Source organism: Moraxella sp. RCAD0137, assembly GCF_002894025.1.
Lineage (GTDB): Bacteria > Pseudomonadota > Gammaproteobacteria > Pseudomonadales > Moraxellaceae > Moraxella > Moraxella porci.
Window position 1 is genome coordinate 45,046 of sequence record NZ_LTCC01000002.1, and the last position, 26,708, is coordinate 71,753.

Consider the following 26,708-nt stretch of genomic DNA (forward strand, 5'->3'; position numbering starts at 1 on the left):
TTGGGTTTTTTGTTGAGAGTAAATGATGAATAAATTTATCGTATCATGGATAAGCTGTGCATTATTGGGCATGGGTGGTATCGCACACGCCGAGTATCAATTCCCCAAAGAGATCTATCAAGGCTACTGGGCGATGACCGAACCAGTATTTGGCGACTATGGCGTGATTAATTTTCGTCAATCAGATAGTGGGATTATCGCTAGTAATCATCTGCGATTTGAATGTTTGGCGGATGGCAAATATCGCCAAGTGGGGCTTGAGATGACAGTCTTTGAGCCTAAGCAGGATAAGATGGCGATGATTGATATCAAGACCAAAGCACCTTTTGCTTATCTTGAAACTATGATGATAGTCCCAGAAGAAGGCATGATACTCAAGCAAACTTATGCAGACGAGACAATGCAAGAGCTATTCCCCGATGGCTTGTTGTTCGCCTATGTCCACACGCCAATACCGACACCGCTTTGTCCGCAATAAATTTGGTGATGGGGTATGGTAGATGTGGCAGATAATATATTAGAGTTTACACCTTGGCAGTCAGTTGGGCTTTTTAAATTTGATGATGATATTGCTAATTATCATGATTGTTTAGCTGATTGGCGATTTGAGCCAATGGACGAATATGGTGATGAATTTTACCATCATCCTAATGGCACAGTTTTTATAAGTGTTTATCGGGGCAAAAAAATTGGCAGTATTTTTTGCTATGAAACACTCATTTATCAAGGTATAAATCTTATCGGCTTGACCGTTGATGAATTTAAATCTGTTGTGGGAGCGGATTATGTAGGCGATGTTGATGTGTTGGATTTTGAAGATGATGACCACCCCCAAAGCATTTATGACTTTGAAAGTATTGGGGCGAGAGTCTGGGAAAAGCAAGGCAAAATCATCGCCATTATCGTAGCAGGCAAAGACAGCTACTCTGATGAGTTATGTGATGATTGAGTATAGTAAGGTGCGTACCACGCACCATAAATCCAAACCGTTTCAAGGGTGCGTTGTAGTACCTTACTGTACTATTTTTCATAAAAAGTTATACCAAAATCGCGGTCTTCTTCAAAAATAAGAACTTCAAAATCTCTGTCTGGATATCTGCCTTTTAAGGTATGCTCCCAGTTATTCTTAATTAGATTTGCTACATTCATCAATGTTTTGCGTTCTGTAACATTGGAGCGTGTATGCAGAAAAATACTACTCATATACTCTACATTGATAGCTCTTTGTGCTAAAGCTTTATCTTTTGTATGATTGAGCCAGTTATCAAAATTATCCATAATTTTTTGATTGTAATCTGCATCAACCGATATTAAAACACAGTTTTTATAAATCATTGTTGAAGGAATCAAAATGGACATAAAAATTTCTATGTCTTCTGGTTTGATATTAAAGGAAATATAATCCTCATAATCAACCTCAGAAAGCATTTGTTGTTTCCAATTGGTATAAACATAATTAGCATATAATTTCATTAAAATTCTCTAGTGATGGGGTGAGTACAACGCACCAAACCAATTATAATGGCTTATACATCCTAAATTGTTCATGGGGAATACTATCTAGATAACAAGTTTTGCTAAAATCGCCAAATTCTTCTGCATCAAAAACAATCTTTTTTCCTTTATTATTGATACACCAAGAACAGAAAAAAGTCCAATCCAATATCTCTGTTTCAATATCATCCCATGGTATATAAATATTCATATCAAGAAAAATTGCCAAGTCTTTAAAAAATTTTCTCATAAAATCAGTATCTAGATTGTTTATATAAAATAAACCCCTTGCTTGAATGTCTTCATACATATATTTATTGTCTTCAATCAAATCAATGATTGTTAATTGACAAAAAGATTGATGACTGTCGTTTTCTTTATAAAAAACCTTTGGGTTATCTGTATTACGAATAATTTCTACAAAGCTGATGTATGGCAAATTTTTAGCAATCCATTCTCCCAAAGTATCAATATCAGGAAGGGTTTCAAAGTCAATGTTATAATACCCATCAAAACCATTTAGTCGCATGATAAATCCCTGTTATTCTATCAAAATTATCTTATCCAACAAAAACGGTCAATATACCATTGACCGTTGTTTAAAACAAGAAAGCATTATTGAGCGTTGCCCACATAGCGATATTGTGCGGTGGCGATGGCTTGTTTGATGGCATCGATTTGGGCATCGGTGGCGGTTTTGCCAGCTTCAATCAGTGCGGTACGACCTGTGGTATCAAACACTGCCGACTTGGACAAATCAGGGGCAATCACCACATCACTGGCTTTGATATCGGCAGGATTGGCTTTGATATTGGCGCCGACATTGCCAAACAGTTGCCAAAATTCTGAGGGACTCTTTGGCAGGGTTTTGGGCAGTTCTTTTGGCAGTTCGATTTGGGTGTTTGCAGGGATGGCTTTTAGCACATTGCCAAAAATATCCCCAAGTGGCAGCTCAAACGGCAAGCCCTTGGCGGCATCATTCATCTGAGCGAGATCAATCGGAATACGGATGGTCTCATTGCCCCATTTGGCATGGACGCCTGTGTCATCACGGCCGATGCTGACGGTGTTTGGGATGTCTGGCTTGTCGGTGCTTGTCTTGGTATCGCTGTCGGCATCGACGGTATCGGCATTTGCCATCAAGTCCACCGCAATCACCACATCAGCGCCCATGTTCTTGGCGATGCGAGCAGGCAGTAGGGCAGACTGTGAGCCGTCGATGTATTTTTTGCCGCCGTTTTCGGGGATGCGTGGCGGGATAAATAGGTTTGGCACACTGGCAGAAGCCTGTACAGCTAGACCTGCTTCACCTTGGCGGAAAGTGACCGCTTGCTTGCTTTGCATTTCGGTGGCGACAGCAGCAAAGCGAATCGCAAATGCTTCTATCGGGCGATTGCCCACTTTGGTATTGATATACTGACGCAGGCGAGAGCCATCGATAAAGCCTTGTTTGGATGGTGTGATGTTGATCAAATCGCGCTCATTGAGCGTGGTTGCGATGTCGTGCAAGTGCTGCGGTGACATACCGCTGGCATACAGTGAGCCGACCATTGCGCCTGCACTGGTGCCGACGATGAGATCTGGGCGAATGCCATGCGCTTCGAGCGATTCGATGACGCCCACATGGGCAAAGCCACGCGCGCCACCACCGCCAAGCACGAGCGCTACGACAGGACGCTGTGGCGTATCGACTGTTTGGCTGATGGTTGATGTGGGTGTCGGCGTCGTACTGGCACAAGCACTCACAAATAAAGTGGCAAGCACGGCACTGACAGCAGGTACAAGGCGTGTCATCATCGCAAATTTTTCCTAATTTGGGTCAATTTCATGGTTCAATGCCATCCTGATGTCAGCATTGATGGATTGATTGTACACACTATAGCATAATTTATTGGCACAATTTTTATCATTTGACGGTGTTGTGTGGCAGATTTGTAGCGACAAAACCGACCAAAAAACAAGCAAAAAATCAGCGTCTGCTCAGCATCTGTGATGGTTATAATTTTCTAATGCCAAAAAGCGATTTACTTTGTACAAAAAGTAATTTTTGATTTTGCCGTTTCAGTGATAATTTTATCATGTTTATTTGAATGCTCATTTTCACGCCGCATTGACATCATTATAACAAGGCAAGCCACCTGCAATAGGGAGCCACTATGATTACTAAGCCAAAATTTTGGCAGATACCCACGCCAAGCGACGCCGATTTTGCCGCTTTGGATGACAAAATTATCACGCTACACGAGCGACTACGCCAAATCGATAGCCAACACAGCCAAGTCAAATTTGCAAGCTCTCTTGCGGTCGAAGATATGGTGATTACCGATGCTTTGGTGAATGTCGGTGCCAAGATTGAAGTCTTTACCCTTGAGACAGGGCGTCTGAATGCTGAAACGCTGGCTTTGATTGATGTGGTCAAAACTCACTATCCAAACTTGAATTTTAAACTCTACGCTCCTAATGCAACAGCGGTCGATGATTATGTCAAAACACAAGGGCTCAATGCCTTTTATGACAGTGTCGATGCACGCAAACAATGCTGTTTTATCCGTAAAGTTGAACCATTAAACCGAGCATTGGCAGATGCTGATGCGTGGCTAACAGGACAACGCCGTGAACAGTCGGTTACTCGCACTGATTTACCGTTTGCTGAACATGATGATGGCCGTAATATTGCCAAATATAATCCAATTTATGACTGGTCAGAAATCGATGTTTGGGCGTATATTTTAAAGTTTAACATTCCATTTAATGAATTATACCGTCAAGGTTATCCAAGCATTGGCTGTGAGCCATGCACCATGCCTGTCAAAGAAGGCGAAGACATCCGCTCTGGGCGTTGGTGGTGGGAAAACCGAGACAGTAAGGAATGCGGTTTGCACAAATAATTATTTTTCTTGTTAAATTGCTCAATGGCGTCGTTAAACTCGCTCGTAGTACTACTTGTACAACTTCGCTCGTTTGCCTAGCCCTTGAACAATTTAACGCAGAAAAAATGTAGAAGAATGTGGAAAAATCCCAGTTTGCACTTTTAAGATTCAATAAAATTAGGTACTGATTATGACAGAACAAACAACCTTGCAAAATAAACACCTTGACTGGCTCGAAGCTGAGTCGATTTATATCATTCGAGAAGTCATTGCCGAATGTAGCAATCCTGCTTTGTTGTTTTCGGGTGGCAAAGATTCGGTGGTGCTGTTGGCATTGGCACGCAAAGCCTTTGCCATCGAAGGACGAGACATTGAACTGCCGTTCCCACTTGTGCATATCGATACAGGGCATAACTATCCAGAAGTGATTGCCTTCCGTGATGAACAAGTGAAGAAATTAAATGCTCGCTTGGTGGTGGGTCATGTTGAAGATTCGATTGCCAAAGGCACGGTCGTTTTGCGTAAAGAAACCGATTCACGCAATGGTGCTCAAGCCGTCACTTTGCTTGAAACCATTGCCGAGCATAAATTTGATGCCTTGATGGGCGGTGCAAGACGAGATGAAGAAAAAGCCCGTGCCAAAGAGCGTATTTTCTCTTTCCGTGATGAATTTGGACAATGGGATCCGAAAGTCCAACGCCCAGAATTATGGTCATTGTACAATGCCAAACACCATAAAGGCGAAAATATGCGTGTTTTCCCAATTTCAAACTGGACAGAATTAGACATCTGGCAATATATCGCGCGTGAAAACTTAGAATTACCATCGATTTACTATGCACATGAACGTGAAGTTGTGGCAAAAAATGGCTTACTTGTACCTGTTACCCCATTAACGCCAAAAGGTGCTGATGATGTCAGCGAAATTCGCTCAGTGCGTTTCCGTACGGTTGGTGATATTTCATGTACTTGTCCTGTGGCAAGTACGGCAAGCACCCCAGAAGAAATTATTGCTGAAACTGCTGTGGTTGAAATCTCTGAACGCAGTGCCACTCGCCTTGATGACCAAGTCAGTGAAGCGGCGATGGAAGAACGCAAGAAACAAGGTTATTTCTAAATTGCCTGCCAAATGACTTGACCGTGATTAAACAGAATTAAAAAGGATAATAAGATGTCAAATTTAAATCAATATGCACCATTACGCTTTATTACTGCAGGTAGCGTGGATGATGGTAAAAGTACGCTCATTGGACGCCTGCTATACGATAGCAAGGCATTATTGACCGACCAACTCAACAACCTTGCTAAAACTAAAAATCAATCTGAAGTGATTGACTTCTCTGTGTTAACTGATGGCTTGGAAGCCGAACGAGAGCAAGGTATTACCATTGATGTGGCGTATCGCTACTTTTCAACGGCAAAACGCAAATTTATCATCGCTGATACACCAGGGCATGAACAATATACCCGTAACATGGTCACAGGGGCATCAACTGCTCATGCGGCGGTGGTATTACTTGACGCATCACAAATTGATTTTAGTCAAGAACCCGTCCAATTATTACCACAAACCAAACGCCATTCAGCGATCTTAAAGCACCTACGCTGTCCACACGTTTTAGTAGCGGTCAATAAAATGGATTTACTTGGCTTTAGTGAAGATAAATTTAATGCCATTGTCCGTGCTTACGAAACTTTAGCGGAACAATTAGGCTTAAATGATGTACGATTTATCCCAATTTCAGCGTTAAATGGCGATAATATCGTCCATAAAAGCGACAATACACCGTGGTATCAAGGCGGTGCATTGCTCGGTATTTTAGAAGATTTACCGACAGGCGAATTTGTCCAAGAAGATAAAGCGAATTTCCATTTCCCTGTACAATTTGTCCTGCGTGCAGATGGTGATAAACAAGATGATTTCCGTGGTTATCAAGGGCGTATTGAAGCAGGTCAAGTGGCTGTTGGCGATGAAATTCGTGTTGAGCCATCAGGTCATGTGAGCCGCGTTCACGAAATTATCAGTCCAAATGGGATTGTACAATCTGCCAGTAGTGGTGAACAAGTTACCATTCGCCTTAGCGACGACATCGACATTTCTCGTGGTGATACGCTGATTTCAAGCAATTCAAACCGTATGCCAACCAAAGAAATTAAAGCAACTTTATGCTGGTTTGATAGCCGTGCGTTAAACCCTGCTCGTAAATATTTATTAAAACATACCACGCAAACCGTGTTTGCCAAAGTCGATAGCATTAATCATGTGTGGGATGTACATACTTTAAGCAACTTTAGCGATAAAGATACTTTAAATATGAATGACTTAGGTGAAGTTACTTTACGCCTACAAAAGCCAATTTTAGCGACACCATATGCCGAAAATACAGCAACAGGGTCATTTATTTTGATTGATGAAGCAACCTACCATACCGTTGCAGGCGGTATGATTCTACAAAATGATAGCGAAGATGATGATTGGTAATCTTTATTTGTGTTAAACTTGAAAACCAGCGGTAACAATTTATCGTTGGTTTTTTTAATTAGTGAGTAAAAAATGTTTGATTTTATCAATTTGGATATTGAGCGGCAACTTGAGATTATGACTCAACTAGGTATTCATTCTCAGGCACGACTTTATACAATTTATCATGAAGAGTTGTATGCTCCAGATGAGTTAGATTCAGTATGGCTGCAACAGACAATTAATCAACTTTATGCCAAGCATGAAGCATACAAACAAACTTGGGAATATGAGACGGATAATGATAAATTAACAAAAGCATTTGCCGAATTAAATAGCGAAGGGATTATTTCTTTAGAGCATGCAGGGTTTACCAACAGCGATGGCTATGAAGATGTGATGAGTGTATATTCTAAAGCAAAAAATCCATCTTTATTTTATGGTTATGCGTTTTATCATGAGCAAGATGCGATATCTGCCGTTATGAATGGTACGCTTATGCTGTCTTTTGGTTCATTGGATAGTGAAAAAGAGCAAACTTTAGGAATAGAAGTTGGTCAAAAAATCGTAAATACTTTAAATCGATATGGTTTGCAAACCAGTTGGAATGGCACATTTGAGCAAAAAATTCAAATTGATAATTTTAAATGGCAAAAACGCTAAGAGATGGTAATCAATAGAATATGGCAAAAAGTCGGCAGGGTGTCGGCTTTTTGCTTTTTTGGGTGAATTATTTTAAAATTCTCTCATACAATTCATACTAGGTATCATCATGAACGCATCTGCCATGACCATCCATCTGCCTGTCACTGCCCTTGCTGGGGTGGGATCAGCCTTGGCAAATCGCTTGGCAGAGCTTGGGATTTATCGCATTTTTGATATGCTGATGCACTTGCCACGAGATTATGAAGATCGTAGCCGTATCGTGCCGATCGGTGAGCTTGAGCATGGGATGAGTGCGTTGGTGTCAGGGACGGTGACTTGGGTCGAAAAAAACAAAACTGGTCTGTCGGTGACTTTGGAGGATAAGACTGGGCTTGTGGTGCTCAGGTTTTTTAAGACTTATGCCAGTTTGCTATCTACAATGGAAGTGGGGGCGAAAATCACCGCTTTTGGTGAGGTGAAGATCAGTCGTTTTGGTACGCAGATGTCGCATCCTGAGTATCACATCACAGGCAGCAAGTCCTTTGAGACGGGGCTGTTACCCATTTATCCTGCGGTCAAAGGACTGCACCAAAATAAGCTACGCCAACTGGTGCGATTGGCACTACAGGCCGTGAGCCGTGAGGGCATCAGCTGTCTGTCGGATGATGAGCTGCGTGCGGTGGGCGTGGGGCTGTCGGGCGATTTGTTGCCTGCTTTGCATCAGATTCACTTGCCCAAGCAAGATGCGGATATTTTTGGGCAGACGGCACTGCTAAACGGACTCAAAGACCGCTCACACCCTGCGTGTCGGCGTATCATCATCGAGGAGCTGGTGGCGCATCAGCTAAGTTTCTTATTTCGTCGTAATAATGTCTATCATCACAAAGCGCCAAAATGCCAAAGTCATAGCCCATTGGCACAGAGTCTGGCAGGCAGTTTGCCATTTGCACTCACAGGTGCACAGCAGAGAGTGATCGGTGAAGCGGTGGCGGATATGGCGACATCGCAGCCGATGCTCAGGCTCATCCAAGGCGATGTCGGTGCAGGCAAGACCTTGGTAGCGGCGATGACGGCGTGCTATGCACTCGATAGCGGCTGGCAGGTGGCGGTGATGGCACCGACGGAGATTTTGGCGGAGCAGCATTTGCTGAATTTTAAAAAATGGTTTGAGCCACTGGGTATCGGTGTGGGTTGGCTTGCTGGCAAACAAACTGCCAAAGAGCGAGCGGCTGCCCTTGAACAAGTAGCCAATAATGAAGTGCAAGTGGTGGTAGGGACGCACGCGCTGTTTTCAGATACGGTTGCCTTTGCCAAGCTTGGACTGGTTATCATCGATGAACAGCATCGCTTTGGGGTGGAGCAGCGGCTTAAGCTGACCAACAAAGGCGTCGCAGGTGGTACGCCGCATCAGCTGACGATGACGGCGACACCCATTCCCAGAACGCTTGCGATGAGTATGTATGGCGATATGGATGTGTCAGTGATTGATGAGCTGCCGCCCAATCGCACACCGATTACCACTGTGACCATCAATCGTGATCGCCGTGATGAAGTCATCGAGCGTATTCGTGAAAACTGCAAACAAGGTAAGCAAGCCTACTGGGTCTGCCCACTGGTCGAAGAGTCAAGCGTGCTTGATGCTCAGTCGGCAGAGTTGTTGTACGAGGATTTGACCGACAGGCTGGATATCCGCACGGGACTTGTGCATGGTAAGATGAAGCCTATAGATAAGCAAGCGGTGATGACGGCTTTTAAAAATGGTGAGATTGATCTACTGGTGGCAACGACCGTCATCGAGGTGGGCGTGGATGTACCAAATGCGTCCCTCATGGTGATCGAAAATGCTGAACGACTCGGCTTATCTCAGCTGCATCAGCTGCGTGGGCGTGTCGGCCGTGGCAGTGCCAAAAGCTTCTGCGTGCTATTGTATCAGCTGCCGCTGTCACCGACAGGCATCGAGCGGCTCAATGTACTGCGTGATAGCACCGATGGCTTTGTCATCGCCCAAAAAGACCTTGAGCTGCGTGGGGCAGGCGAGCTACTTGGCAAGCGACAAACGGGCGATATGGGCTATTATCTGGCGGACATCGTGCGTGATGAAGCACTGCTAGAGGCGGCAGGCAAAATCGCCCATCAGCTGATTGCTACCCCTGATGCCATCCCAAAAGCCATGTCCATCATGAATACTTGGATACCTGCTGCCAAGGAATATGTCGGTGTGTGACATAAATTATTGAATAATAAGGAAAAACTGTGCCATTATCCATCCAAGACAAACCCAAGTTTGATATCTCGCCTGATGAGATCTGGCGGATGAATGCTGTTGACATCAAGCAGGTGATTAAGGCGCATCTGGGCGAGTGTATGCCTTCATTGGGTGATGATAAGCTTACCGCCATCACTGCGCCGATGACGGTGGTGCGTCTGCCCGCCAAGCACTGTTGGTGTCAGGCAGGACAAAGTATGGATAAGATGGCATTTATCGTCTCAGGTCTGTGTAAGCTTAGCTATCAGACGACGGATGGCGATGAGGTGAATGTGCAGTTTATGGCAGAGCAAGACGGCGTGGGTGATTATATGGCGGTGATTGAGAATCTGCCGAGCAAATACAGCGTCTATACCATCGAACCGACGATTTTGATGGCGTTTGATAAGTCGCATTTTGAGCGGTGTTTAGAAGAGTTTCCAGAATTTTTCCGCTATGTGCATGAACATACGCTCAAGTTGCTATTTAAATATATCGAACGCACTGAGAGTTTTTTGATCAGTGACGGCACCGCACGCTATGTCAGTTTTGTCACGGACAATCCCGAGCTTGCCAAACGGCTCTCCATTCAAGATCTCAGCTCGTATCTGGGCATGACTCGCCAAAGCATCACTCGTATCCGCAAAAAACTGGGGTGCAGTCGCAGTCACTGAATTTTCAGGCATAGCCAAGCTTTATCAGGTATAATAGACATCATTTGACAGACTTTTACAGACTAATGGAGCATTCATGACGGCGCGCCATAATTACAAAACTTCTTCACAAGCTCAGCGTCCGCTATGGCAGTGGCTGCTGCTATTTGCCATCGGTATCCTGCTAGGGGTGCTGATCGGTCGCCTGATGTGGTCGCCTGATCAGACAGTGCAGAGCGCTGCGACAGATGAGACAGTGACCAAAGAAGCTGCTGTGATGGCGGTTGAGGCAGCACGCCCTGCGCCTTTGATGATTGAGAATACTTTGTCAGCAAATGGGGTCATCGCAGCTGTCGAAACGGCAGAAGTCAGCGGCCAAATCAGTGGCGTCGCCATCGAGCGCGTATTGGTAGAGGTGGGTGATCGCGTGCGTGCAGGGCAAGTGCTGGCGGTGCTGGATACACGCACCTTTACTCAGCAGCTGCGTTCGGCTGAAGCGGAGTTGGCTACTGCCATCGCCGCCAGAGAAAAGGCACAGGCGGATCTGGCGCGCACCGAGCCTTTGCTTGCCATCGATGCGGTGAGCCGCCAAGAGGTCGATGCCTATCGCACCGCGCTAAGACAGGCTGATGCCAATGTCGCTGCCGCCCGTGCCAATGTCGATACTGCACGCACCAACCAAAGTCGCGGCAACATCACTGCACCTGTTGATGGTATCATCAGTGCCAAAAGCGCTCAGGTCGGCACCGTCGTGTCAGGCGCGCCTTTATTTAGTATCATCAAAAATGGCATCCTTGAATGGCAAGCAGCTGTCAGCCCAAGCAATGCCACCAGTATCCGTGTCGGCCAAAGCGCCCAAATCGATATCGCAGGCCGTATGGTGACAGGTCAAGTGACGCGCTTAAGTCCTGTGGCCAATGACAGCCGTGATATGACGGTGCATGTGCGCCTGCCAGCAGGCAGTGGCGCCAGTGCTGGCATGTATCAATCGGGTAAATTTATCTTTGACACCCAGACGCATCCTGCGATTCCGATGGCCAGTGTCATGACCTCTGATGGCTATGACTATGTGTGGCTGCTGACCGCCACCGACGAGCATCGTGGCTTTTATCGAGTGCAGCGTCAAAACATCACCGTCATCGCTCAACAAGATGGCCGTATCGCCACTGATCTGCCAACAGAGGCGCTGGTGGTCGCCAGCAGTGTCAGCTTTTTAAATGATAATGATCTGGTGACAGTGGCCACCATCGATGGCAAGGCAGTCGACGCCGTCGAAGCGACTGATGGCACGCGCTGAGGTGATCTGATGAATTTTTCTGCCTATTCGATCAAAAACCCGCTGATCGCCATCTTATTTTTCACGCTCATGACGCTGTTGGGGTTGTATGGATTTTCGCAGATGAAAGTTCAGCAGTTTCCCGATATTGACCTGCCGGGTGTGGTGACCACCATCACGCTGCCAGGGGCGACGCCAGATCAGCTAGAAAGCGACATCGCCAAAAAAGTCGAGAACAAAATCACCAACATCGAAGGCGTAAAAAACATCCGCACCACGCTACAGACGGGTGCGGTGACTGTCTTTACCGAATTTGAACTAGAAAAGCCCAATGACGAAGCGCTCGATGATGTGCGCTCAGCTGTCAGTGAGGTTCAAGGCGATTTGCCTGCTGCCGCCAATCCGCCGATCATCTCAAAGGTCTCGACTTCTGGATTTCCAGTGGCGACCTATTCGGTCTCTGTCGATGGCATGAGTGAGGCGGAGTTGTCTTGGTTTGTCGATGATACCTTAACCAGACAATTTTCGAACATCGCAGGCGTGGGTAGCATCAGCCGCATCGGTGGCATCGAGCGGCAGATTTTGGTGAAACCAAAGCTTGATGTGATGACAGCCTTATCAATGCCGATCAGTCAGCTGTCGCAGCAGGTGTTTGCCAAATGGCAGGATGCCTCAGGCGGTGAAGCTAAGATCGCCAATCAAAATCAGACCATCCGCGTGCTTGGCTCAGGTCAGCGCATTAGCGATTTGAATGACTTACAGATCACCACACCCACAGGTACCGCGATGCGACTTGATGGCATGGCAATGATCGAAGATGGTCATGCTGACCTCAGCTCACTGGCCGAGCTTGATGGTGAGCAGGTGGTGGCATTTAGCATCACCCGTTCAAAAGGTGCTGGCGAGGTCGAGGTGGTGGCCGCAATTGATGAGGCCATCGCTGAGCTTGAGGCTCAGATGCCGAATCTGAAGATCGAAAAAATCGTCGATTATGCCGCACCGATCGAAGAGAACTACGACGCCACTATGCGCATGCTGATCGAAGGCTGTATCTTGGCGGTGATCGTGGTCTTTGTGTTTTTAAGAGATTGGCGCGCGACCTTCGTGGCGGCGACTGCTTTGCCGTTGTCGATCATTCCGACCTTTTTTATCATGCATCTGTTCGGCTTTAGTCTGAATATGATTTCTCTATTGGCGCTGACTTTGATCATTGGAGTGCTTGTCGATGATGCCATCGTCGAGATCGAGAACATCGTCCGCCATCTGAACATGGGCAAGCCGCCAATGGTCGCTGCGATGGAGGCGGCCGATGAGATCGGACTTGCGGTGATTGCCACCACCTTTACGCTGATTGCGGTGTTTTTGCCGACGGCGTTTATGAGTGGTGTGGTGGGGCAGTTTTTTAGTCAGTTTGGCTGGACGGCGGTGATTGCCATTTTTATGTCGCTTTTGGTGGCGCGCTTATTGACCCCGATGATGGCAGCCTATATGCTAAAGCCCTCCAAACACTCCGAAAAACCTGCCGGCAAGCTCATGCGCCGTTATCTGGATATGGTGACTTGGACGCTGAAGCACCGTGCCATCACTGTGCTGGCGGCGATCGCGTTTTTTATTGGTTCATTGGCATTGGCAGGGCTTTTGCCATCGGCATTCATTCCGCCTGATGAGATGAATCAGACGCAGGTCACCATTGAGTTGACGCCTGATGCCACCATCGATGACACCTTGCGCATCAGTCGGATGGTACTGGATAAGGTGCAGGCAATCGAGGGCGTCGATAGCGTGCTATTGTCAGTCGGTGAAGGTCAAAGCACAGGCGATCCGAGCAGCATGCGCGGCGGCTCGGTGAATACAGCCAAGCTTGAGGTGAAGCTCATCGATCGCACCGAACGCCCAACCAAAACCCAAATTGAGGCTCAGATCAATCAGGCACTCTTGACAGTGCCATCAGCTCGGTTTAATGTTGGCATGTCAGCTGGCGGCGGCGAGAGCGGCTATGTATTTTCGGTGACCAGTAACGATGCCGATCGCCTCAATACCGCGGTGAATCAAATCGTCAATGACATTCGCCGACTGCCGACGGCAGCTAGCGTCATCAATAACCAAGCGCTGCCAAAGCCTGAGCTGTCTGTGATTCCTGATGAGTTGGCGATGGCGGATAAAGGCGTGACCACCACGGCGCTTGCTGATACTTTGCGCATCGCGACGATGGGTGATTATGATCAAGCATTGCCCAAGCTGAACCTGGACACGCGCCAAATACCGATCTTGATCCGTTTGGATAATACAGACAAGCAGACCTTGAGTCATCTGGCAGATCTTTATGTGCCAAGCAGTACAGGTGCACCTGTTCAGGTCAAAGATGTGGCCAAGCTCAGCTTTGGTACGGGTGAATCTTCAGTGAGCCGCCTCAATCGTGAGCGCGCCATTAAGATCACGGTGCTGCCTGCCGATGGTGTATCACTGGGTGATCTGATGAACTCTGTCAAGTCCGTGCCAAGCATCGAGACTCTGCCGATGGGCATCAGCATCATTGATGAAGGTGAAGCCCAAAACATGGCTGAGTTAGCGCAGGGTTTTGCTTTGGCGATGGCTGTGGGGGTGTTTTGTATTTTTGCGGTGCTGATGCTACTGTTCCACCGTGTGCTGCAGCCATTGACCATTTTGATGGCGCTGCCCTTGTCAATCGGTGGTGCGTTCGTGGGCTTGCTCGTCACGGGCAGCAGCATGTCGATGCCTGCCATGATTGGCTTTATTTTGCTGATGGGCATTGCCACCAAAAACTCAATTTTGCTTGTCGATTATGCCATCATCGCCCAAGATGAGCATGGCCTATCGCGCTTTGAGGCGCTGATCGATGCCTGTCGTAAGCGCGCTCAGCCGATCATCATGACGACCATTGCCATGGGGGCGGGGATGCTGCCGTTGATCATCGGCTTTGGCGGTGTGGATTCGACCTTTAGCCGTCCGATGGCGGTGGCGGTGCTGGGTGGGCTCATCACATCGACGCTGCTTAGCCTCGTTGTGATCCCTGTGTTTTATACACTGATGGATGATTTGGGTAGGGTGTTTCGTCGCAAGACTGCCCAATGATATCCGCTGATTAAACCAAACCCCAAAAGTTGTTCGGCTTTTGGGGTTTGGCTATTTGACGGTCTGTCTTTTTTCTAGTGTGTGGCGATATATTCACGCAGTGCTAGATTTAGGCGCGTCTGCCAGCCTTTGCCACCTGCTTTGAAATACTCAATCACATCTGCATCGAGGCGAATGGTCGTGGCTTGTTTGGGGTTATCAAGGCGTGGTCTGCCTTGGCGAACCAAAGTATTACCATGATACACATCCGCACGCTCAAAAAACGCATCATCAAGCTCTGGCGCATCATCGGTGGATAGCAGCGGTAAATTTCTTAATTTCTCGGTCATTGGCTCTCCTCATTGAAATAATACGGCGGTGTGTCGGTGCGTCGATAGGGCGATAAGTCCAAACACAAACCACTAATCTGCCTTGTAAATACCCCATGCTGATATAACGCATCTCACCATAATCTGTACGGTCATCAACGGCGGTCAGGTGTATGCCATCGAATAGTTGGGCAGCGTGGGCAAAGTCCAAACCACGCTCATCTAAGGTGCGCTGTCGTTTGTTTTCGTCGTATTCAATTAACACGGCAATGATCCATAGAGTTTGATTTATTGTAATAACAAAAAGTCAGGCTGTCAATATATTGATGATTGAACGCTATCCAAGTCGCTAATGAGATGGCAAGATGATTAAAAGAACAGAAACTGGATAAATAATGTATAAAAACCAAACTCATGGCGTAATGTCATGGGTTTGATTTAGCCAAAAGTAAAAAACTTAACCCCAAAAACATCACATATTTTTGGGGCTTAAAAACTGATAACAAAATCAGTCCACTCGCTGACCTTGTTTGTTGATATAAAATTCTTCACCGTCTTTGTAAACCCATGCCAATCCTTCATAAAAGGCACCAACATCATCATATTGCAAAGGAACAATTATTTTGCCTGTTTTATTAATAAAACCGTATTTGCCATCTTTTTTAACCACCGCCAAGCCTTCATAGAAGCTATAAGCATCATCATATTGCAAGGGAATCACCACTTTACCTGTTTTATTAATATATCCCCATTTGCCATCTTTTTGAACCCATGCCAATCCTTCGGATAGACAGCTAACGCGAGTATATCCTGCAACTTGCGGTTTGTGGCATTCCCAAATGTTCGCCCATGTAGGTTGGGCAAAACAGGCGGCACTGATCAAAGCAATAAGCAGAAGTTTGCGCAGGCCTTGGGGCAGATGGTTCATGATGATCTCTTTAAGTGTTATTCGCTGAGTGTGTTGACGGTGATTTAGGAAAATGACTACACCCAATAATCCTCTGGCGACTCTGGCACAGTATCAAAAATCTGCCTTAGTCCCTCTGACCAACGAGTGCGCAGCAGCCTAAAATACTCATCATTTTCATCGATACGCTTGCCGACGGGCAGGGCTAGGCTGTCGGTTTGATACACCATCAAATCAATCGGCAGACCGACCGATAGATTTGATCGCAAAGTCGAATCAAATGAGATTAAGATCGCCCTCAAAGCATCTTGTAAGCTGGAATCATAATCCAGCGAACGACCTAAAATGGGCTTGCCGTATTTAAATTCACCCAGCTGAAAAAACGGCGTATCGGTGGTGGCTTTGATGCAGTTGCCTTCAGGATAAATCAAAAAAATCTCAGGCGCTTGGCCTTTGATTTGACCACCAAGAATGAAGCTGCTGGTAAAGCCGCCACTGTCTTGGGCGAGTGTCTGTGAATAGATGGTCACCTCGCACACGCATTCACCAACCATCTGCGCTGCCTCAAATAGGCTGCTGGCGTTGTGCAGATTGCGCTCAAGGTTTTGGTCGATGGTCTGCTGAATTTTGCCAAACACTGCTTGGCTTGTGGCAAGATTACCTGCTGTCTGTAGGCTCAAAAACCGCTCACCTTCGATGCCGTATCGGTACATCTTTCGAAAGGTAGAGTAGAAATGTTATCAATCCCCGCATTGGTGCGTGTATCACTGGCAAAAATCATACCCACTTTTAGGCGAATGGCGACACAATAAGTCATAAAAAACTTCCAAATCAATCAGCGCCCAAAACCATCTTGGGCGCAATCGGCCAATTATACTGTAAGTCTTGGACGGATGGCGATAAAATTTTGTATCTGTCTTGTGCAAAATTTTATCACGCCATCACTGCTGATCCATCCGTTATAGCTGATGAATCAGTACTTGGCTGTACAGATTTTCATAGCCGCCGCCGATTCTGAGATACGCCGATAGATGACATCGACCTGCAGTCTGCCGCGCACACCTTAGATATAGACTTTGTTATCTTCGACGATCAGATCATAACCATGTACCAACGGTACATTCATCTCTCGTGCTAAATACGCATGCTCATAGTAAGCAGAATTAAAGCGGCCAGGGGTCAGCACGACGATTTGGGGATCGTATTTATTGGTGGCACTGCTAAGGCAGCGCTTGAGCCTTTTGGGATAATCCATGATCGGCTTGACCGCCATGCTGCGATACACATCGCCCATCAAGGCTTCTGAAATGCCGCGACTCTCTAGCATATAAGACACACCCGATGGCGTACGCAGATTATCCTCGAGCACTCGGTATTGACCATGCTCATCGCGGATCAGATCGATGCCTGAAATGTGCGAGTAGATCGGCTTATCCAACTTGATATTCATCATCCATGGCTCATAGCAGCCGCTGGCATAGACATAGTCGGCAGGGACGATGCCGTCTTTGATGATGGATTGATGATGATAAATGTCATCCAAGAAGTGATTGAGTGCTTTGATGCGCTGTTTGCAGCCCGCTTTGATCATCTGCCATTCAGACAGCTCGATGATGCGGGGGATGATGTCAAACGGAATCATCCGCTCGATGTTGTCAGCGTCGCTATAAACGGTAAAGGTGACACCTTTGCGATAAAAAATATTCGCTACTTGTTCGTTGAGTCCATTTAAGGTGTCGTTATTGGTGGCGGATAACCACTCACCGATGGCTTTGGCGCTAGTGCGATAACTGCCATCGCTGTTTTTGAGCTCATCAAAACTTCTGCTCATAATTCACTTCTCCTTATGACCCTATGACAGAAATTTATTATTAATGAGTTTATCACATTTTATCAAAAACCAAAGAGGCTGGATAGTAAAATTTTATCAAGCGCATACTTTGAGCGATCATCTGTGTACGCAGTGTATCTTAAGATGAGCAAATAACGAATTGATCAGATAAATAAAAGGGCGGATTTGCTTTTTGAATCTGTGCTACAATGGCCAAAATGATTTGGAGCATCCTCATGACAAGACAGTCACAAGATCAGGCACAAGCGGTATTGGATTTTTGGTTTGATGATCAGACCAAGCCTTATTGGTTCGCTAAATCAGATGAATTTGATCAGCTGATAGCAGATCGCTTTGGTGAGGTGTTGGTGCAGGCCAGTCAAGGCAAACTTGATCACTGGCAAGATACCGCCAAGGGCAAGGTGGCACTGATCATCGTTCTTGATCAGTTTTCGCGCAATGTCTATCGAGACACGCCAGAGGCCTTTGGTCAAGATGCGATGGCACTCATGATCGCCCAAAATCTTGTGGCATCGCCAGAGTTTGAGCAGCTCAATGAGGCCGAGCGCCACTTTGCCTTGATGCCGTACATGCATTCAGAGTCGGCGACGGTGCATGAAGAGGCGGTGAAGCTATTTGAGCGATATACAGATGCCAAGACTTTGGATTTTGAGCATCAGCACAAGGTGATCATTGACAGATTTGGGCGTTATCCACACCGTAACGCCATTTTGGGGAGAGCGTCGAGTGAGGCGGAATTGGCGTTTTTGAGTGAGCCGAATTCATCATTTTAGTGATGATGACGCCAGTTGCCAAATATCTTTAGGCTCCAGAATCTCGACACCTGCCTGCTTTGCTTTGGCAGATGTGATCATCGCAGTCGCCAAAGTATCCACCGCCATCGGACGCATATTTTTGAATATTGCAACGCTGCCAAGTGCCTTTAAGATGGGCAAGCTGATTTTTTCGCTCAGTCTGTCGGTATCAGGACGAATCAGGCTTGGTGGACGCAAAATGCTCAAGCGCTCAAAGCCAAGCGCCATCACATCTTGCTCAAGTTGTCCTTTTAGATGCATATAAAAGCTGCGCGAGCCTGCATCGGCAAAGGCGGATGACACCAAGACCAAGTGCTTGATGCCACCTGCTTTGGCAAGCTTGGCAAAGTGATATTGATAAGTGTGATCAATCCGCCACTGGGCATCTTGGCTGCCAGCGGCTTTGATCGTCGTACCAAGACAGCAAAACAGCACATCGCCAAAAATCAGCGCTTGATAATTCTCTAAATGTTCAAAATCAATCACATGCACAGTTAATTTGTCATGCGTGATGGCGACAGGCTTACGCACAAAAATACTCACCTGTGTAACGCTGTCATCTGCCAAAAGCTGCGATAGCAGTGCCAAGCCTGTTGCACCTGTGGCGCCAATGATCAGTGCGTGCATGATCGTCTCCTTATCAAGGCATCAAAGCTTATCTTAACATGCTGTCATCAAATGCACGCATCGGCTCTGCTCGTAAGACACTCGGATCGGCTTTATAGTAGCCTGCGGTGGATTTTGGCAGCTTTTTGCCACGGATGGCATCAGCGATCTTCTCACCGATCATGATGGTGGTGGCGTTGAGATTGCCTGTGATGATCAGCGGCATGATGGAGGCATCAACCACGCGCAAGCCTTCCATGCCATGCACGCGACCCTCGCTGTCCACGACTGCCATGTCATCTTCGCCCATTTTGCAGCTGCATGAGGGGTGATAAGCGGTCTCGGCATGCGCACGCACAAAGGCATCCAGCTCGGCATCGGTCTTGGCTGCGGCGCTTGGGCTGATCTCACGACCACGATAAGGGTCAAGCGCAGGCTGATGCATGATTTCGCGGGTAATGCGAATGGCATCACGGAACTCCTGCCAGTCTTGTTCGTGCGACATGTAGTTAAATAAGATGCTTGGGTGGTCGTGCGGATTTAAGGATTTTAGGCGGATGCGACCACGAGACGGTGAACGCATGGAGCCGACATGCGCCTGAAAGCCGTGTTCATTGACTGCATTGGTGCCATTATAATTGATGGCGACAGGCAAAAAGTGAAACTGAATGTTTGGCCATTCAAATTCTGGACGCGTGCGGATAAAGCCACCTGCCTCAAACTGATTGCTTGCGCCGATGCCCGTCCCCATAAACAGCCACTCAGCGCCGATGGCAGGCTGATTGTACCATTTTAGGGCAGGATACAGTGAGACAGGCTTGGTGCATTCGTACTGTAGATACATCTCTAAGTGATCTTGCAAGTTTTCGCCGACGCCAGGCAGGTCATGCACAACAGGGATGTTAAATTCATCGAGCAGTGCTTTATTGCCCACACCAGAGCGCTGTAGGATCTGCGGTGAGGCGATCGCGCCTGCTGAGACAATGACTTCGCGATTGGCGTGTACCACGGTCGGATTGGTGTCGTTGCCTTGTAGGTACTGCACACCGATGGCTTTTTTGCCTGAAAATAGCACTTTATCCGTCACGGCATGGGTTTTGATGGTGAGATTTGGGCGATGTTTTGCCATGTCCAGATAACCACGCGCGGTCGAAGAGCGACGACCGTTTGGGGTGACGGTGCGATCCATCGGTCCAAAGCCCTCTTGTTGATAGCCGTTCAAATCATCGGTACGCGGATAACCTGCTTGTACGCCTGCTTCCACCATGGCATTAAACAGCACATTATTGCCGATGTTTTGGCCGCGCTGTGAGGTGGTAACGCGCACAGGGCCATCACCGCCATGGTAGTCATTTTCGCCGACATCGCGTGTTTCAGATTTGCGATAATATGGCAAGCAGTCGGCATAGCTCCAGTTTTCAAGCCCTTTGATCGTCGCCCAATTATCCAAATCCATCGCGTTGCCACGAATATAGCACATGCCATTAATCAGCGATGAGCCGCCCAAGCCCTTGCCGCGGCCGCACTCCATGCGGCGGTTGTTCATGTGTGGTTCAGGGTCGGTCAGATATGCCCAATTATAGCGGCGACCTTGCAAAGGATAGGCCAGAGCAGCTGGCATCTGCGTGCGAAAATCCAAGCGATAATCTGGGCCACCAGCCTCTAATAGCAGCACACTGACATCAGGGTCTTCGCTCAAGCGCGTGGCCAGCACATTGCCTGCTGATCCTGCACCGATGATGATGTAGTCATAATGTTGGCTCATGGTTTTTCCTTATAAATTATTTATTAATATTAAAATTATACTTCACTTATTCGCTAAATACCGATGCAAAGTCACCCATCTCCACCTGTACCGATTTGATGCGGGTATAATGGTCTAAGGTGGTCATGCCGTTTTCGCGGCCAACGCCAGATTGCTTGTAGCCACCCACAGGCATCTTGGCGTCTGACTCGCCCCAAGTGTTGATCCAACAAATACCCGCTTGCAGCTGATGGATGATCTGATGGGCAGCATTGATATCGCGCGTCACCACACCGGCTGCCAGGCCATAATCGGTATCATTGGCGCGCTCGATGGCCTCTGCCGTCGTCTGATAAGTCAAAATGCTCATCACAGGGCCAAAAATCTCGTCACGCACGATGCTCATCTCATCGCTGCAGTCGCTAAAGACCGTCGGCACAACAAAAGCACCTTGTGCCAGATCACCCACCTCTGCTTCTGTGGCGCGGTAGCCGCCGTATAGCACGGTCGCGCCCGCTTGTTTGCCTTGTTCAATATAATCCAGCACTTTATTCATATGATCAAGACTGACCACCGGCCCCATGTTGGTGGCAGGATCGGTCGGATCACCAAGCTTAATGTACTGCATGCGTGCCAAAATCGCTTGTTCAAATTTTTGTTTTAAAGATTGTGGGACAAACACGCGCGTGCCGTTGGTGCAGACTTGCCCTGAGCTATAAAAATTTGCCATCATCGCCACATCGGCAGCCAGATCAATGTCAGCATCTTCACAGATGATGAGCGGTGATTTGCCGCCCAGCTCCATGGTCACTTCTTTTAATGATGAGCTGGCTGCACCGGCCATCACTTTTTTGCCGGTCGGTACGCTGCCTGTAAAGGAGATCTTTTCAATGTCGGGATGGTTGGTGAGCATTGCGCCGACATCGCCACCGCCTTGCACCACATTAAACACGCCATCAGGCACGCCAGCTTCGGTGTAGATCTCAGCAAGCTTTAGCGCGGTCAGTGGCGTCACTTCGCTTGGCTTAAATATCATCGCATTGCCCGCGGCCAGTGCAGGCGCGGATTTCCATAGGGCGATTTGGATGGGATAGTTCCATGCGCCAATGCCTGCCACCACGCCCAAAGGCTCACGGCGGGTATAAAAAAAGCTCGATTCGCGCAGCGACACCTGAATGCCCTCAACAGCCGCGGCCAGTCCAGCATAATACTCAAGCACATCAGCGCCTGTGACGATGTCCACTGTGCCAGTCTCGCTGATGGCCTTGCCTGTATCGGTGGTCTCAAGCTTGGCAAGCGCATCGTTACGCTCGCGCAAAATCGCCACCGCCTTTAATAAAATGCGGCTGCGCTCTACAGCAGTCATACTTGCCCAGACTTTTTGGCCTGCTTTGGCGGATTTGACGGCTTTGTTGACGTCATCTTGTGAGGCCGATTGGATGCTTGCGATCACCTCGCCTGTGGCAGGGTTGATGGTGTCAAAGGTTTTGTTGCTTGTGGCATTGACATAGCCGCCATCGATGTATAAAGCAAGTGCAGACATGAGATTATCCTTAATTAAATATCATAAATTTATCAACTTAAGGTTGGTTGATGTTAAATCAGTGCTGCTGATAGCACGCAGATTAAAATCAACAGACCAAGGGCAGCACTAAGTGCATCGCAAGTGTTGCCGTTCATCAAAAACTAAGCTATCATAACAAAAATGCGATATATTCGCAAATCATTGATTTTTATCATAAATTCTGTTACTCAACTGTAAATTATGTCGATGTGAGTGGTATTTTTACAGTTTTTTTGTAACCAAAATCGCCATGGCGCTATGATTGCCCATTGGATTAATGACTAAAAATCAGTGAAACTGGCAACTGCCACATGCTTTATGGGCTGATCGTCAAGCCTGTGAGTGTGATGGCTTGGGATTTACAACAAAAATCGGGACGCTTATGACAACCAACTCATCGTATGATGTCAAGGCCAATGACACTAAGCCTGCGCTTCAACCAGCAAGTACGCTCAATCGCGTGGTGTTCTTTTGTTCGGCGGCGATTATTGTGTTTTTTAGTTTATATACCATGCTGTTTAATGACAGTGCGGCGCTGATCTTGGATACTACTTTAGATTGGGTAAGTAATACTTTTGGATCTTATTACTTTTTTGCTGCCAGTGTGTATATCATTTTTGTGCTGTTCATCGCCTGTTCGCGATATGGCGATATTAAGCTTGGGCCCAAGCATTCGCAGCCAGAGTTTAGCTTGCTTAGCTGGTCGGCGATGCTGTTTGCAGCAGGTATTGGCATTGATTTGATGTTCTTTTCGGTGGCCGAACCCATCATTCAGTACATGAACCCACCTGTGGGCGATGCGCAGACGGCAGAGGCAGCCAGGCAGGCATTGACTTGGACGATTTTTCACTATGGCTTAACAGGCTGGTGTATGTATGCACTCATCGGCATTGCGCTTGGCTATTTTGCGTATCGCTATAATCTGCCGCTATCGATCCGCTCAGCGCTATATCCGATGATCGGCAAAAAAATCAACGGCGTCGCTGGTGATGCGGTGGATGTGGCGGCGATATTGGGGACGATTTTTGGCATCGCTACCACCTGCGGCATCGGGGTGGTGCAGCTAAATTATGGCTTGCATGTGATTTTTGATCTGCCTGAGAATATGGGTTGGCAAATTGCGCTGATTGCTTTGGCGGTTGCCATCACGGTCGTGTCAGCGACGACAGGCGCATCTAAGGGCATCAAAATTTTATCTGAGCTTAATATTTATTTTGCGCTTGGGCTGATTTTGTTTGTGCTGTTTTTGGGCAATACTGAGTTTTTGTTGGGGGCGCTTGCCACCAATGTCGGCGATTATTTAAGCCGCTTTCCGATGCTGACTTTGGATACTTTTGCGTATCATCAAACGCCAGAACAAGAGCAGTGGATCAAGGATTGGACGCTGTTTTTCTGGGCATGGTGGATTGCTTGGTCGCCATTTGTCGGACTGTTTTTGGCAAAAATCTCTAAAGGGCGCACCATCCGTCAGTTCGTCGTCGGCACGCTGTCGATTCCGTTTATGTTTACCTTGGCGTGGCTGTCGGTGATGGGTAATAGTGCGCTGGATCAAGTGTTTGCAGGGCATTTGGACTTTGCTAATGCGGTCAGTTTGCGCCCTGAGATCGGCTTTTATGAGCTGTTGTCGTTTTATCCATGGTTTGGGGTGACGGCGGTGGTGGCTTTCATCTCTGGGCTATTATTTTATGTCACCTCAGCGGATTCTGGCGCGATCGTGTTGAGCAGTTTTAGTTATAAAAGCGAGGATAATGATGCGCCAGTGCCTGTGTGGAATCGCATCTTTTGGGCGGTTGCGATCGGGACGCTGACGGCAGCGATGCTGATGACCGATGGGGTGAGCGCACTTCAAAAAGCCACCATCATCATGGGACTGCCGTTTAGTTTTGTGATGTTTTTTGTGATGGCAGGATTATTCAAATCCTTGCGCCTTGAGGATTTTCGCGAGGCATCGACCAAGCTGCACGCCGCACCAGTGGCTGGCAATGTCGATGTCCAAAATTGGCGCGCCAGACTCAACCGCATCACCGCCTACCCAGATGCCTCAAAGACCAAGCTTGCGCTGGATGTCGTCTGCTTGCCTGCCATCGAATCGGTGGCGGCGGCACTGCAGGATAAAGGACTGCCTGTGACGGTGACGGTCACGCCAGATGAGCAGACTGATTTATATCACATTGATCTGCAGATCAGCTACCAAAATGAGCATAACTTTATCTATGGTATTCATCCGATCGCCTATCCTGTGCCGATGCGCCCTGTGGTGCCAGATGCCCAAGAGGATTATTATCGATTGGAGACGATGCTGTTTGATGGATTGCAGGACAATGACTTGTCAGGCTATAACAAAGAGCAGGTGATCAATGACATCTTAGATAAATACGAGCGCCATCGCACATTCTTGCACATCAATCGCGAAACACCAGGCAGCCGTCCTGTGTTTGATGAATAAGATCAGCTTCGTGGATGGTTAATCCTCATACAAACCCAGCGCATCTGCTGGGTTTGTGTTATTGCGCCATCAATAAATAGCGCTCATGCAGCTTGCCAAGCTTGGCGTGCAGCTCATCGAGTGCGCCTGTATTATCCACCACATCAGCACCCAGCTCATAGGCCAACTGTAGGCGGTCATTATGGATGATCTGCTTATCGATGATGGCGACAGGCTTACGCACAAAAATACTCACCTGTGTAACGCTGTCATCCGCCAAAAGCTGCGATAGCAGTGCCAAGCCTGTTGCGCCAGTTGCGCCAATGATCAGTGCTTGCATGATATTCTCAGAGTTTTCTAAATTAATACAAAAATTTCAATCAACATTGTATTTAACATAGCGCAATTTTACTCAAATGCGATGATTTATTTTGAATTTTCAGGATCTTGATTGTATTTGGCAAGTGCGTTAAGTGCATCGCAATATTGAGCCACTATGGTGCATTGTAATTCATCTGGGTGTGGAGTCTTTAAGTTAAGACCAATGCCGTTTGATGCGCCTGTGATTTTTGCGTTTTGTTTCGTCTGCTACCTTATGGTATCTGATTGTCAAAAATATATCATCTGTGGTCACTGTTTGCTGTTGCCAAGCTTGGATTTTGGGCGTATGATGTGTTGCTAGATAAATGCAATTTTTGCATGATATCAGATATGATTAAATTTCTATTAATCATATATAACTTTATAACAAAACTAAGCGAGAATTATTATGCTAAAAAAAGCTTTGGCTGCGCTGATGGGTGTAACTTTGTCAATGACTGCGATGGCAGCATCCGATACAGGCACGCCATTTGACCGTTCTGCTTATGCTGATCGTGAGACTTTGCCGGATTTTACAGGGGGTATGTGTGACACTTATGCACCGACTTTGGTGCATATCAAGGACAATATCTATCGCCATACCAATGGTGGCGGACTAGCGGTGCATAGCGGTCTTGTGATGATCACCAAAGAAGGGGCGTTGGTTGTCGATAGTGGGGCGACTTGCGCCGCTGAATGGCTCAATAAAGAAATCAAAGCTCGCTTTGGTGTGCCGGTCAAATATGTCGTGATGACGCACGCTCATGCCGACCATATCACAGGCACCAAAGTGTTCCAAGATGCTGGCGCAACTGTCGTCGCCAATCAGCGTGCAGTTGAGCCGATCATCGGCGAAAAGCTACCAGTCGCACTGCCTGATAAGATTTTTGATAAGGACATGGAAATCGAGCTTGGCGGCGAAAAAGTACTACTACATCATGTCTCACCAAGTCACTCTGACAGCATGGTGATGGTGCTATTCCCACGCCAAAAAGCCCTGCAATGCACTGATGTCTGCGAAAGTAAATCAATGCCGTATAATGATTTTCTAGATTTTTATTATACTGGCTGGATCGATACGCTCAACTGGGTGCTCAAACAGGATGTCGAAGTCATCGATGTCGGCCACTACAGCCCTGCGACCAAGCAAGATCAAGAAGCGCTGCGTAATTATATGGTGGATCTGCACCAGCAAGTGCTTGACTTGACTCGTCAAGGTCAGTCATGGGATCAGCTGTATCGCAATGTCAAATTCAGCCCAGAAGTCCAAAGCTGGATCGGTTATGACACCATGCGTATCCCAAATACTTTGGGTATGTACCGCTGGGTATCAAATCACCGCCGTGGCAACTGGTAAGCTGATCAATCCCGCCATCTGATAACCATATCTGATGGCAAGCAGCCCAAAAAA

24 protein-coding genes and 1 pseudogene are annotated in these 26,708 nt (G+C 47.2%); 13 read left to right on the forward strand and 12 right to left on the reverse strand.

From position 1 onward, the window contains the following. Window positions 1-25: 25 nt before the first annotated feature. Together AZ602_RS02680 and AZ602_RS02685 are read left to right on the forward strand one after the other, a co-directional pair. Window positions 26-478: a hypothetical protein gene (locus AZ602_RS02680; protein ID WP_146025215.1), complete on the forward strand. Its 453-nt coding sequence runs from the start codon at window positions 26-28 to the stop codon at window positions 476-478. A gap of 15 nt (window positions 479-493) precedes the next feature. Next, on the forward strand, window positions 494-949 hold the full coding sequence (locus tag AZ602_RS02685) for a hypothetical protein (RefSeq protein WP_103033589.1): 456 nt from the start codon (window positions 494-496) through the stop codon (window positions 947-949). A gap of 71 nt (window positions 950-1,020) precedes the next feature. Here AZ602_RS02685 and AZ602_RS02690 read toward each other — a convergent pair whose 3' ends face one another. The 3 genes from AZ602_RS02690 to AZ602_RS02700 form a co-directional block, all read right to left on the reverse strand. Next, window positions 1,021-1,473 carry a hypothetical protein gene (locus tag AZ602_RS02690; protein WP_146025216.1) on the reverse strand — a complete coding sequence of 151 codons (453 nt, stop codon included), beginning with the start codon at window positions 1,471-1,473 and terminating at the stop codon, window positions 1,021-1,023. Window positions 1,474-1,516: 43 nt separating this feature from the next. Next, complete coding sequence (locus tag AZ602_RS02695) at window positions 1,517-2,023, reverse strand: hypothetical protein (protein ID WP_103033591.1); 507 nt, start codon at window positions 2,021-2,023, stop codon at window positions 1,517-1,519. 86 nt (window positions 2,024-2,109) lie between these two features. Next, window positions 2,110-3,291: a patatin-like phospholipase family protein gene (locus AZ602_RS02700; protein WP_227525155.1), complete on the reverse strand. Its 1,182-nt coding sequence runs from the start codon at window positions 3,289-3,291 to the stop codon at window positions 2,110-2,112. Between the two features lie 359 nt (window positions 3,292-3,650). Between AZ602_RS02700 and AZ602_RS02705 the strand changes: the two genes are divergently transcribed. The 8 genes from AZ602_RS02705 (at window position 3,651) to AZ602_RS02740 (ending at window position 14,737) form a co-directional block, all read left to right on the forward strand. Further along, complete coding sequence (locus AZ602_RS02705; protein WP_103033592.1) at window positions 3,651-4,382, forward strand: phosphoadenylyl-sulfate reductase; 732 nt, start codon at window positions 3,651-3,653, stop codon at window positions 4,380-4,382. Between the two features lie 172 nt (window positions 4,383-4,554). Then, window positions 4,555-5,481 (forward strand): sulfate adenylyltransferase subunit CysD, encoded by a 927-nt coding sequence (cysD, locus tag AZ602_RS02710; protein ID WP_103033593.1) that lies wholly within the window; start codon window positions 4,555-4,557, stop codon window positions 5,479-5,481. A gap of 54 nt (window positions 5,482-5,535) precedes the next feature. After that, window positions 5,536-6,846 carry a sulfate adenylyltransferase subunit 1 gene (locus tag AZ602_RS02715; RefSeq protein WP_103033594.1) on the forward strand — a complete coding sequence of 437 codons (1,311 nt, stop codon included), beginning with the start codon at window positions 5,536-5,538 and terminating at the stop codon, window positions 6,844-6,846. Window positions 6,847-6,918: 72 nt separating this feature from the next. Beyond that, a complete protein-coding gene (locus AZ602_RS02720; RefSeq protein ID WP_103033595.1) occupies window positions 6,919-7,488 on the forward strand; it encodes a hypothetical protein in 570 nt (189 codons plus the stop codon). Window positions 7,489-7,597: 109 nt separating this feature from the next. After that, window positions 7,598-9,694: an ATP-dependent DNA helicase RecG gene (gene recG / locus AZ602_RS02725; protein WP_103033596.1), complete on the forward strand. Its 2,097-nt coding sequence runs from the start codon at window positions 7,598-7,600 to the stop codon at window positions 9,692-9,694. A gap of 29 nt (window positions 9,695-9,723) precedes the next feature. After that, a complete protein-coding gene (locus AZ602_RS02730; RefSeq protein WP_103033597.1) occupies window positions 9,724-10,389 on the forward strand; it encodes a Crp/Fnr family transcriptional regulator in 666 nt (221 codons plus the stop codon). Between the two features lie 76 nt (window positions 10,390-10,465). Next, a complete protein-coding gene (locus tag AZ602_RS02735; protein WP_103033598.1) occupies window positions 10,466-11,665 on the forward strand; it encodes an efflux RND transporter periplasmic adaptor subunit in 1,200 nt (399 codons plus the stop codon). Between the two features lie 9 nt (window positions 11,666-11,674). After that, a complete protein-coding gene (locus AZ602_RS02740) occupies window positions 11,675-14,737 on the forward strand; it encodes an efflux RND transporter permease subunit (protein WP_103033599.1) in 3,063 nt (1,020 codons plus the stop codon). A 74-nt stretch (window positions 14,738-14,811) separates the two neighbouring features. On the opposite strand, the gene AZ602_RS02745 is transcribed toward AZ602_RS02740, so the two are convergent. The 5 genes and pseudogenes from AZ602_RS02745 to AZ602_RS02765 form a co-directional block, all read right to left on the reverse strand. Beyond that, window positions 14,812-15,066 (reverse strand): BrnA antitoxin family protein, encoded by a 255-nt coding sequence (locus tag AZ602_RS02745; RefSeq protein ID WP_103033600.1) that lies wholly within the window; start codon window positions 15,064-15,066, stop codon window positions 14,812-14,814. Further along, entirely contained in the window at window positions 15,023-15,310 is a 288-nt protein-coding gene (locus AZ602_RS10380; RefSeq protein ID WP_103033601.1) for a BrnT family toxin, read from the reverse strand. The genes AZ602_RS02745 and AZ602_RS10380 overlap by 44 nt, the downstream gene beginning before the upstream one ends. Before the next feature lie 243 nt (window positions 15,311-15,553). Further along, window positions 15,554-15,973 carry a WG repeat-containing protein gene (locus AZ602_RS02755; protein ID WP_103033602.1) on the reverse strand — a complete coding sequence of 140 codons (420 nt, stop codon included), beginning with the start codon at window positions 15,971-15,973 and terminating at the stop codon, window positions 15,554-15,556. Window positions 15,974-16,029: 56 nt separating this feature from the next. Beyond that, a pseudogene (locus AZ602_RS02760) lies at window positions 16,030-16,769 on the reverse strand (peptidase). 246 nt (window positions 16,770-17,015) lie between these two features. Continuing rightward, the gene (locus AZ602_RS02765) at window positions 17,016-17,783 is read right to left on the reverse strand and encodes a circularly permuted type 2 ATP-grasp protein (protein WP_103033603.1); all 768 of its coding nucleotides are present in this window, start codon (window positions 17,781-17,783) and stop codon (window positions 17,016-17,018) included. Window positions 17,784-18,019: 236 nt separating this feature from the next. Here AZ602_RS02765 and AZ602_RS02770 point away from each other — a divergent pair, with 236 nt between their 5' ends. Beyond that, window positions 18,020-18,577, forward strand: a complete 558-nt coding sequence (locus AZ602_RS02770) for a DUF924 family protein (protein ID WP_103033604.1) — start codon at window positions 18,020-18,022, stop codon at window positions 18,575-18,577. Here the strand turns inward: AZ602_RS02770 and AZ602_RS02775 are convergent. Genes AZ602_RS02775 through betB form a run of 3 tightly spaced genes read right to left on the reverse strand, consistent with a single transcriptional unit; the run spans window position 18,569 to window position 22,491 of the window. Next, on the reverse strand, window positions 18,569-19,225 hold the full coding sequence (locus tag AZ602_RS02775) for an NAD(P)H-binding protein (RefSeq protein WP_103033605.1): 657 nt from the start codon (window positions 19,223-19,225) through the stop codon (window positions 18,569-18,571). The genes AZ602_RS02770 and AZ602_RS02775 overlap by 9 nt on opposite strands. A 28-nt stretch (window positions 19,226-19,253) precedes the next feature. After that, window positions 19,254-20,969 (reverse strand): choline dehydrogenase, encoded by a 1,716-nt coding sequence (gene betA / locus AZ602_RS02780; protein ID WP_103033606.1) that lies wholly within the window; start codon window positions 20,967-20,969, stop codon window positions 19,254-19,256. 46 nt (window positions 20,970-21,015) lie between these two features. After that, complete coding sequence (gene betB, locus AZ602_RS02785) at window positions 21,016-22,491, reverse strand: betaine-aldehyde dehydrogenase (protein ID WP_103033607.1); 1,476 nt, start codon at window positions 22,489-22,491, stop codon at window positions 21,016-21,018. Between the two features lie 403 nt (window positions 22,492-22,894). On the opposite strand from betB, the gene betT reads away from it, so the two are divergent. Then, the gene (betT, locus tag AZ602_RS02790) at window positions 22,895-24,958 is read left to right on the forward strand and encodes a choline BCCT transporter BetT (protein ID WP_103033608.1); all 2,064 of its coding nucleotides are present in this window, start codon (window positions 22,895-22,897) and stop codon (window positions 24,956-24,958) included. A gap of 58 nt (window positions 24,959-25,016) precedes the next feature. Here the strand turns inward: betT and AZ602_RS10270 are convergent, their stop codons facing one another. Then, entirely contained in the window at window positions 25,017-25,277 is a 261-nt protein-coding gene (locus AZ602_RS10270; RefSeq protein WP_199174076.1) for a hypothetical protein, read from the reverse strand. 429 nt (window positions 25,278-25,706) lie between these two features. Here AZ602_RS10270 and AZ602_RS02800 point away from each other — a divergent pair, with 429 nt between their 5' ends. Next, the gene (locus AZ602_RS02800; protein WP_103033609.1) at window positions 25,707-26,654 is read left to right on the forward strand and encodes an MBL fold metallo-hydrolase; all 948 of its coding nucleotides are present in this window, start codon (window positions 25,707-25,709) and stop codon (window positions 26,652-26,654) included. Window positions 26,655-26,708: the final 54 nt, after the last annotated feature.

Coding starts and splice junctions, on each gene's coding strand:
- AZ602_RS02680 (WP_146025215.1), top strand. CDS start 26: ATGAATAAATTTATCGTATCATGGATAAGCTGTGCATTATTGGGCATG.
- AZ602_RS02685 (WP_103033589.1), top strand. CDS start 494: ATGGTAGATGTGGCAGATAATATATTAGAGTTTACACCTTGGCAGTCA.
- AZ602_RS02690 (WP_146025216.1), bottom strand. CDS start 1,473: ATGAAATTATATGCTAATTATGTTTATACCAATTGGAAACAACAAATG.
- AZ602_RS02695 (WP_103033591.1), bottom strand. CDS start 2,023: ATGCGACTAAATGGTTTTGATGGGTATTATAACATTGACTTTGAAACC.
- AZ602_RS02700 (WP_227525155.1), bottom strand. CDS start 3,291: ATGATGACACGCCTTGTACCTGCTGTCAGTGCCGTGCTTGCCACTTTA.
- AZ602_RS02705 (WP_103033592.1), top strand. CDS start 3,651: ATGATTACTAAGCCAAAATTTTGGCAGATACCCACGCCAAGCGACGCC.
- cysD (WP_103033593.1), top strand. CDS start 4,555: ATGACAGAACAAACAACCTTGCAAAATAAACACCTTGACTGGCTCGAA.
- AZ602_RS02715 (WP_103033594.1), top strand. CDS start 5,536: ATGTCAAATTTAAATCAATATGCACCATTACGCTTTATTACTGCAGGT.
- AZ602_RS02720 (WP_103033595.1), top strand. CDS start 6,919: ATGTTTGATTTTATCAATTTGGATATTGAGCGGCAACTTGAGATTATG.
- recG (WP_103033596.1), top strand. CDS start 7,598: ATGAACGCATCTGCCATGACCATCCATCTGCCTGTCACTGCCCTTGCT.
- AZ602_RS02735 (WP_103033598.1), top strand. CDS start 10,466: ATGACGGCGCGCCATAATTACAAAACTTCTTCACAAGCTCAGCGTCCG.
- AZ602_RS02740 (WP_103033599.1), top strand. CDS start 11,675: ATGAATTTTTCTGCCTATTCGATCAAAAACCCGCTGATCGCCATCTTA.
- AZ602_RS02745 (WP_103033600.1), bottom strand. CDS start 15,066: ATGACCGAGAAATTAAGAAATTTACCGCTGCTATCCACCGATGATGCG.
- AZ602_RS02755 (WP_103033602.1), bottom strand. CDS start 15,973: ATGAACCATCTGCCCCAAGGCCTGCGCAAACTTCTGCTTATTGCTTTG.
- AZ602_RS02765 (WP_103033603.1), bottom strand. CDS start 17,783: ATGAGCAGAAGTTTTGATGAGCTCAAAAACAGCGATGGCAGTTATCGC.
- AZ602_RS02770 (WP_103033604.1), top strand. CDS start 18,020: ATGACAAGACAGTCACAAGATCAGGCACAAGCGGTATTGGATTTTTGG.
- AZ602_RS02775 (WP_103033605.1), bottom strand. CDS start 19,225: ATGCACGCACTGATCATTGGCGCCACAGGTGCAACAGGCTTGGCACTG.
- betA (WP_103033606.1), bottom strand. CDS start 20,969: ATGAGCCAACATTATGACTACATCATCATCGGTGCAGGATCAGCAGGC.
- betB (WP_103033607.1), bottom strand. CDS start 22,491: ATGTCTGCACTTGCTTTATACATCGATGGCGGCTATGTCAATGCCACA.
- betT (WP_103033608.1), top strand. CDS start 22,895: ATGACAACCAACTCATCGTATGATGTCAAGGCCAATGACACTAAGCCT.
- AZ602_RS10270 (WP_199174076.1), bottom strand. CDS start 25,277: ATGCAAGCACTGATCATTGGCGCAACTGGCGCAACAGGCTTGGCACTG.
- AZ602_RS02800 (WP_103033609.1), top strand. CDS start 25,707: ATGCTAAAAAAAGCTTTGGCTGCGCTGATGGGTGTAACTTTGTCAATG.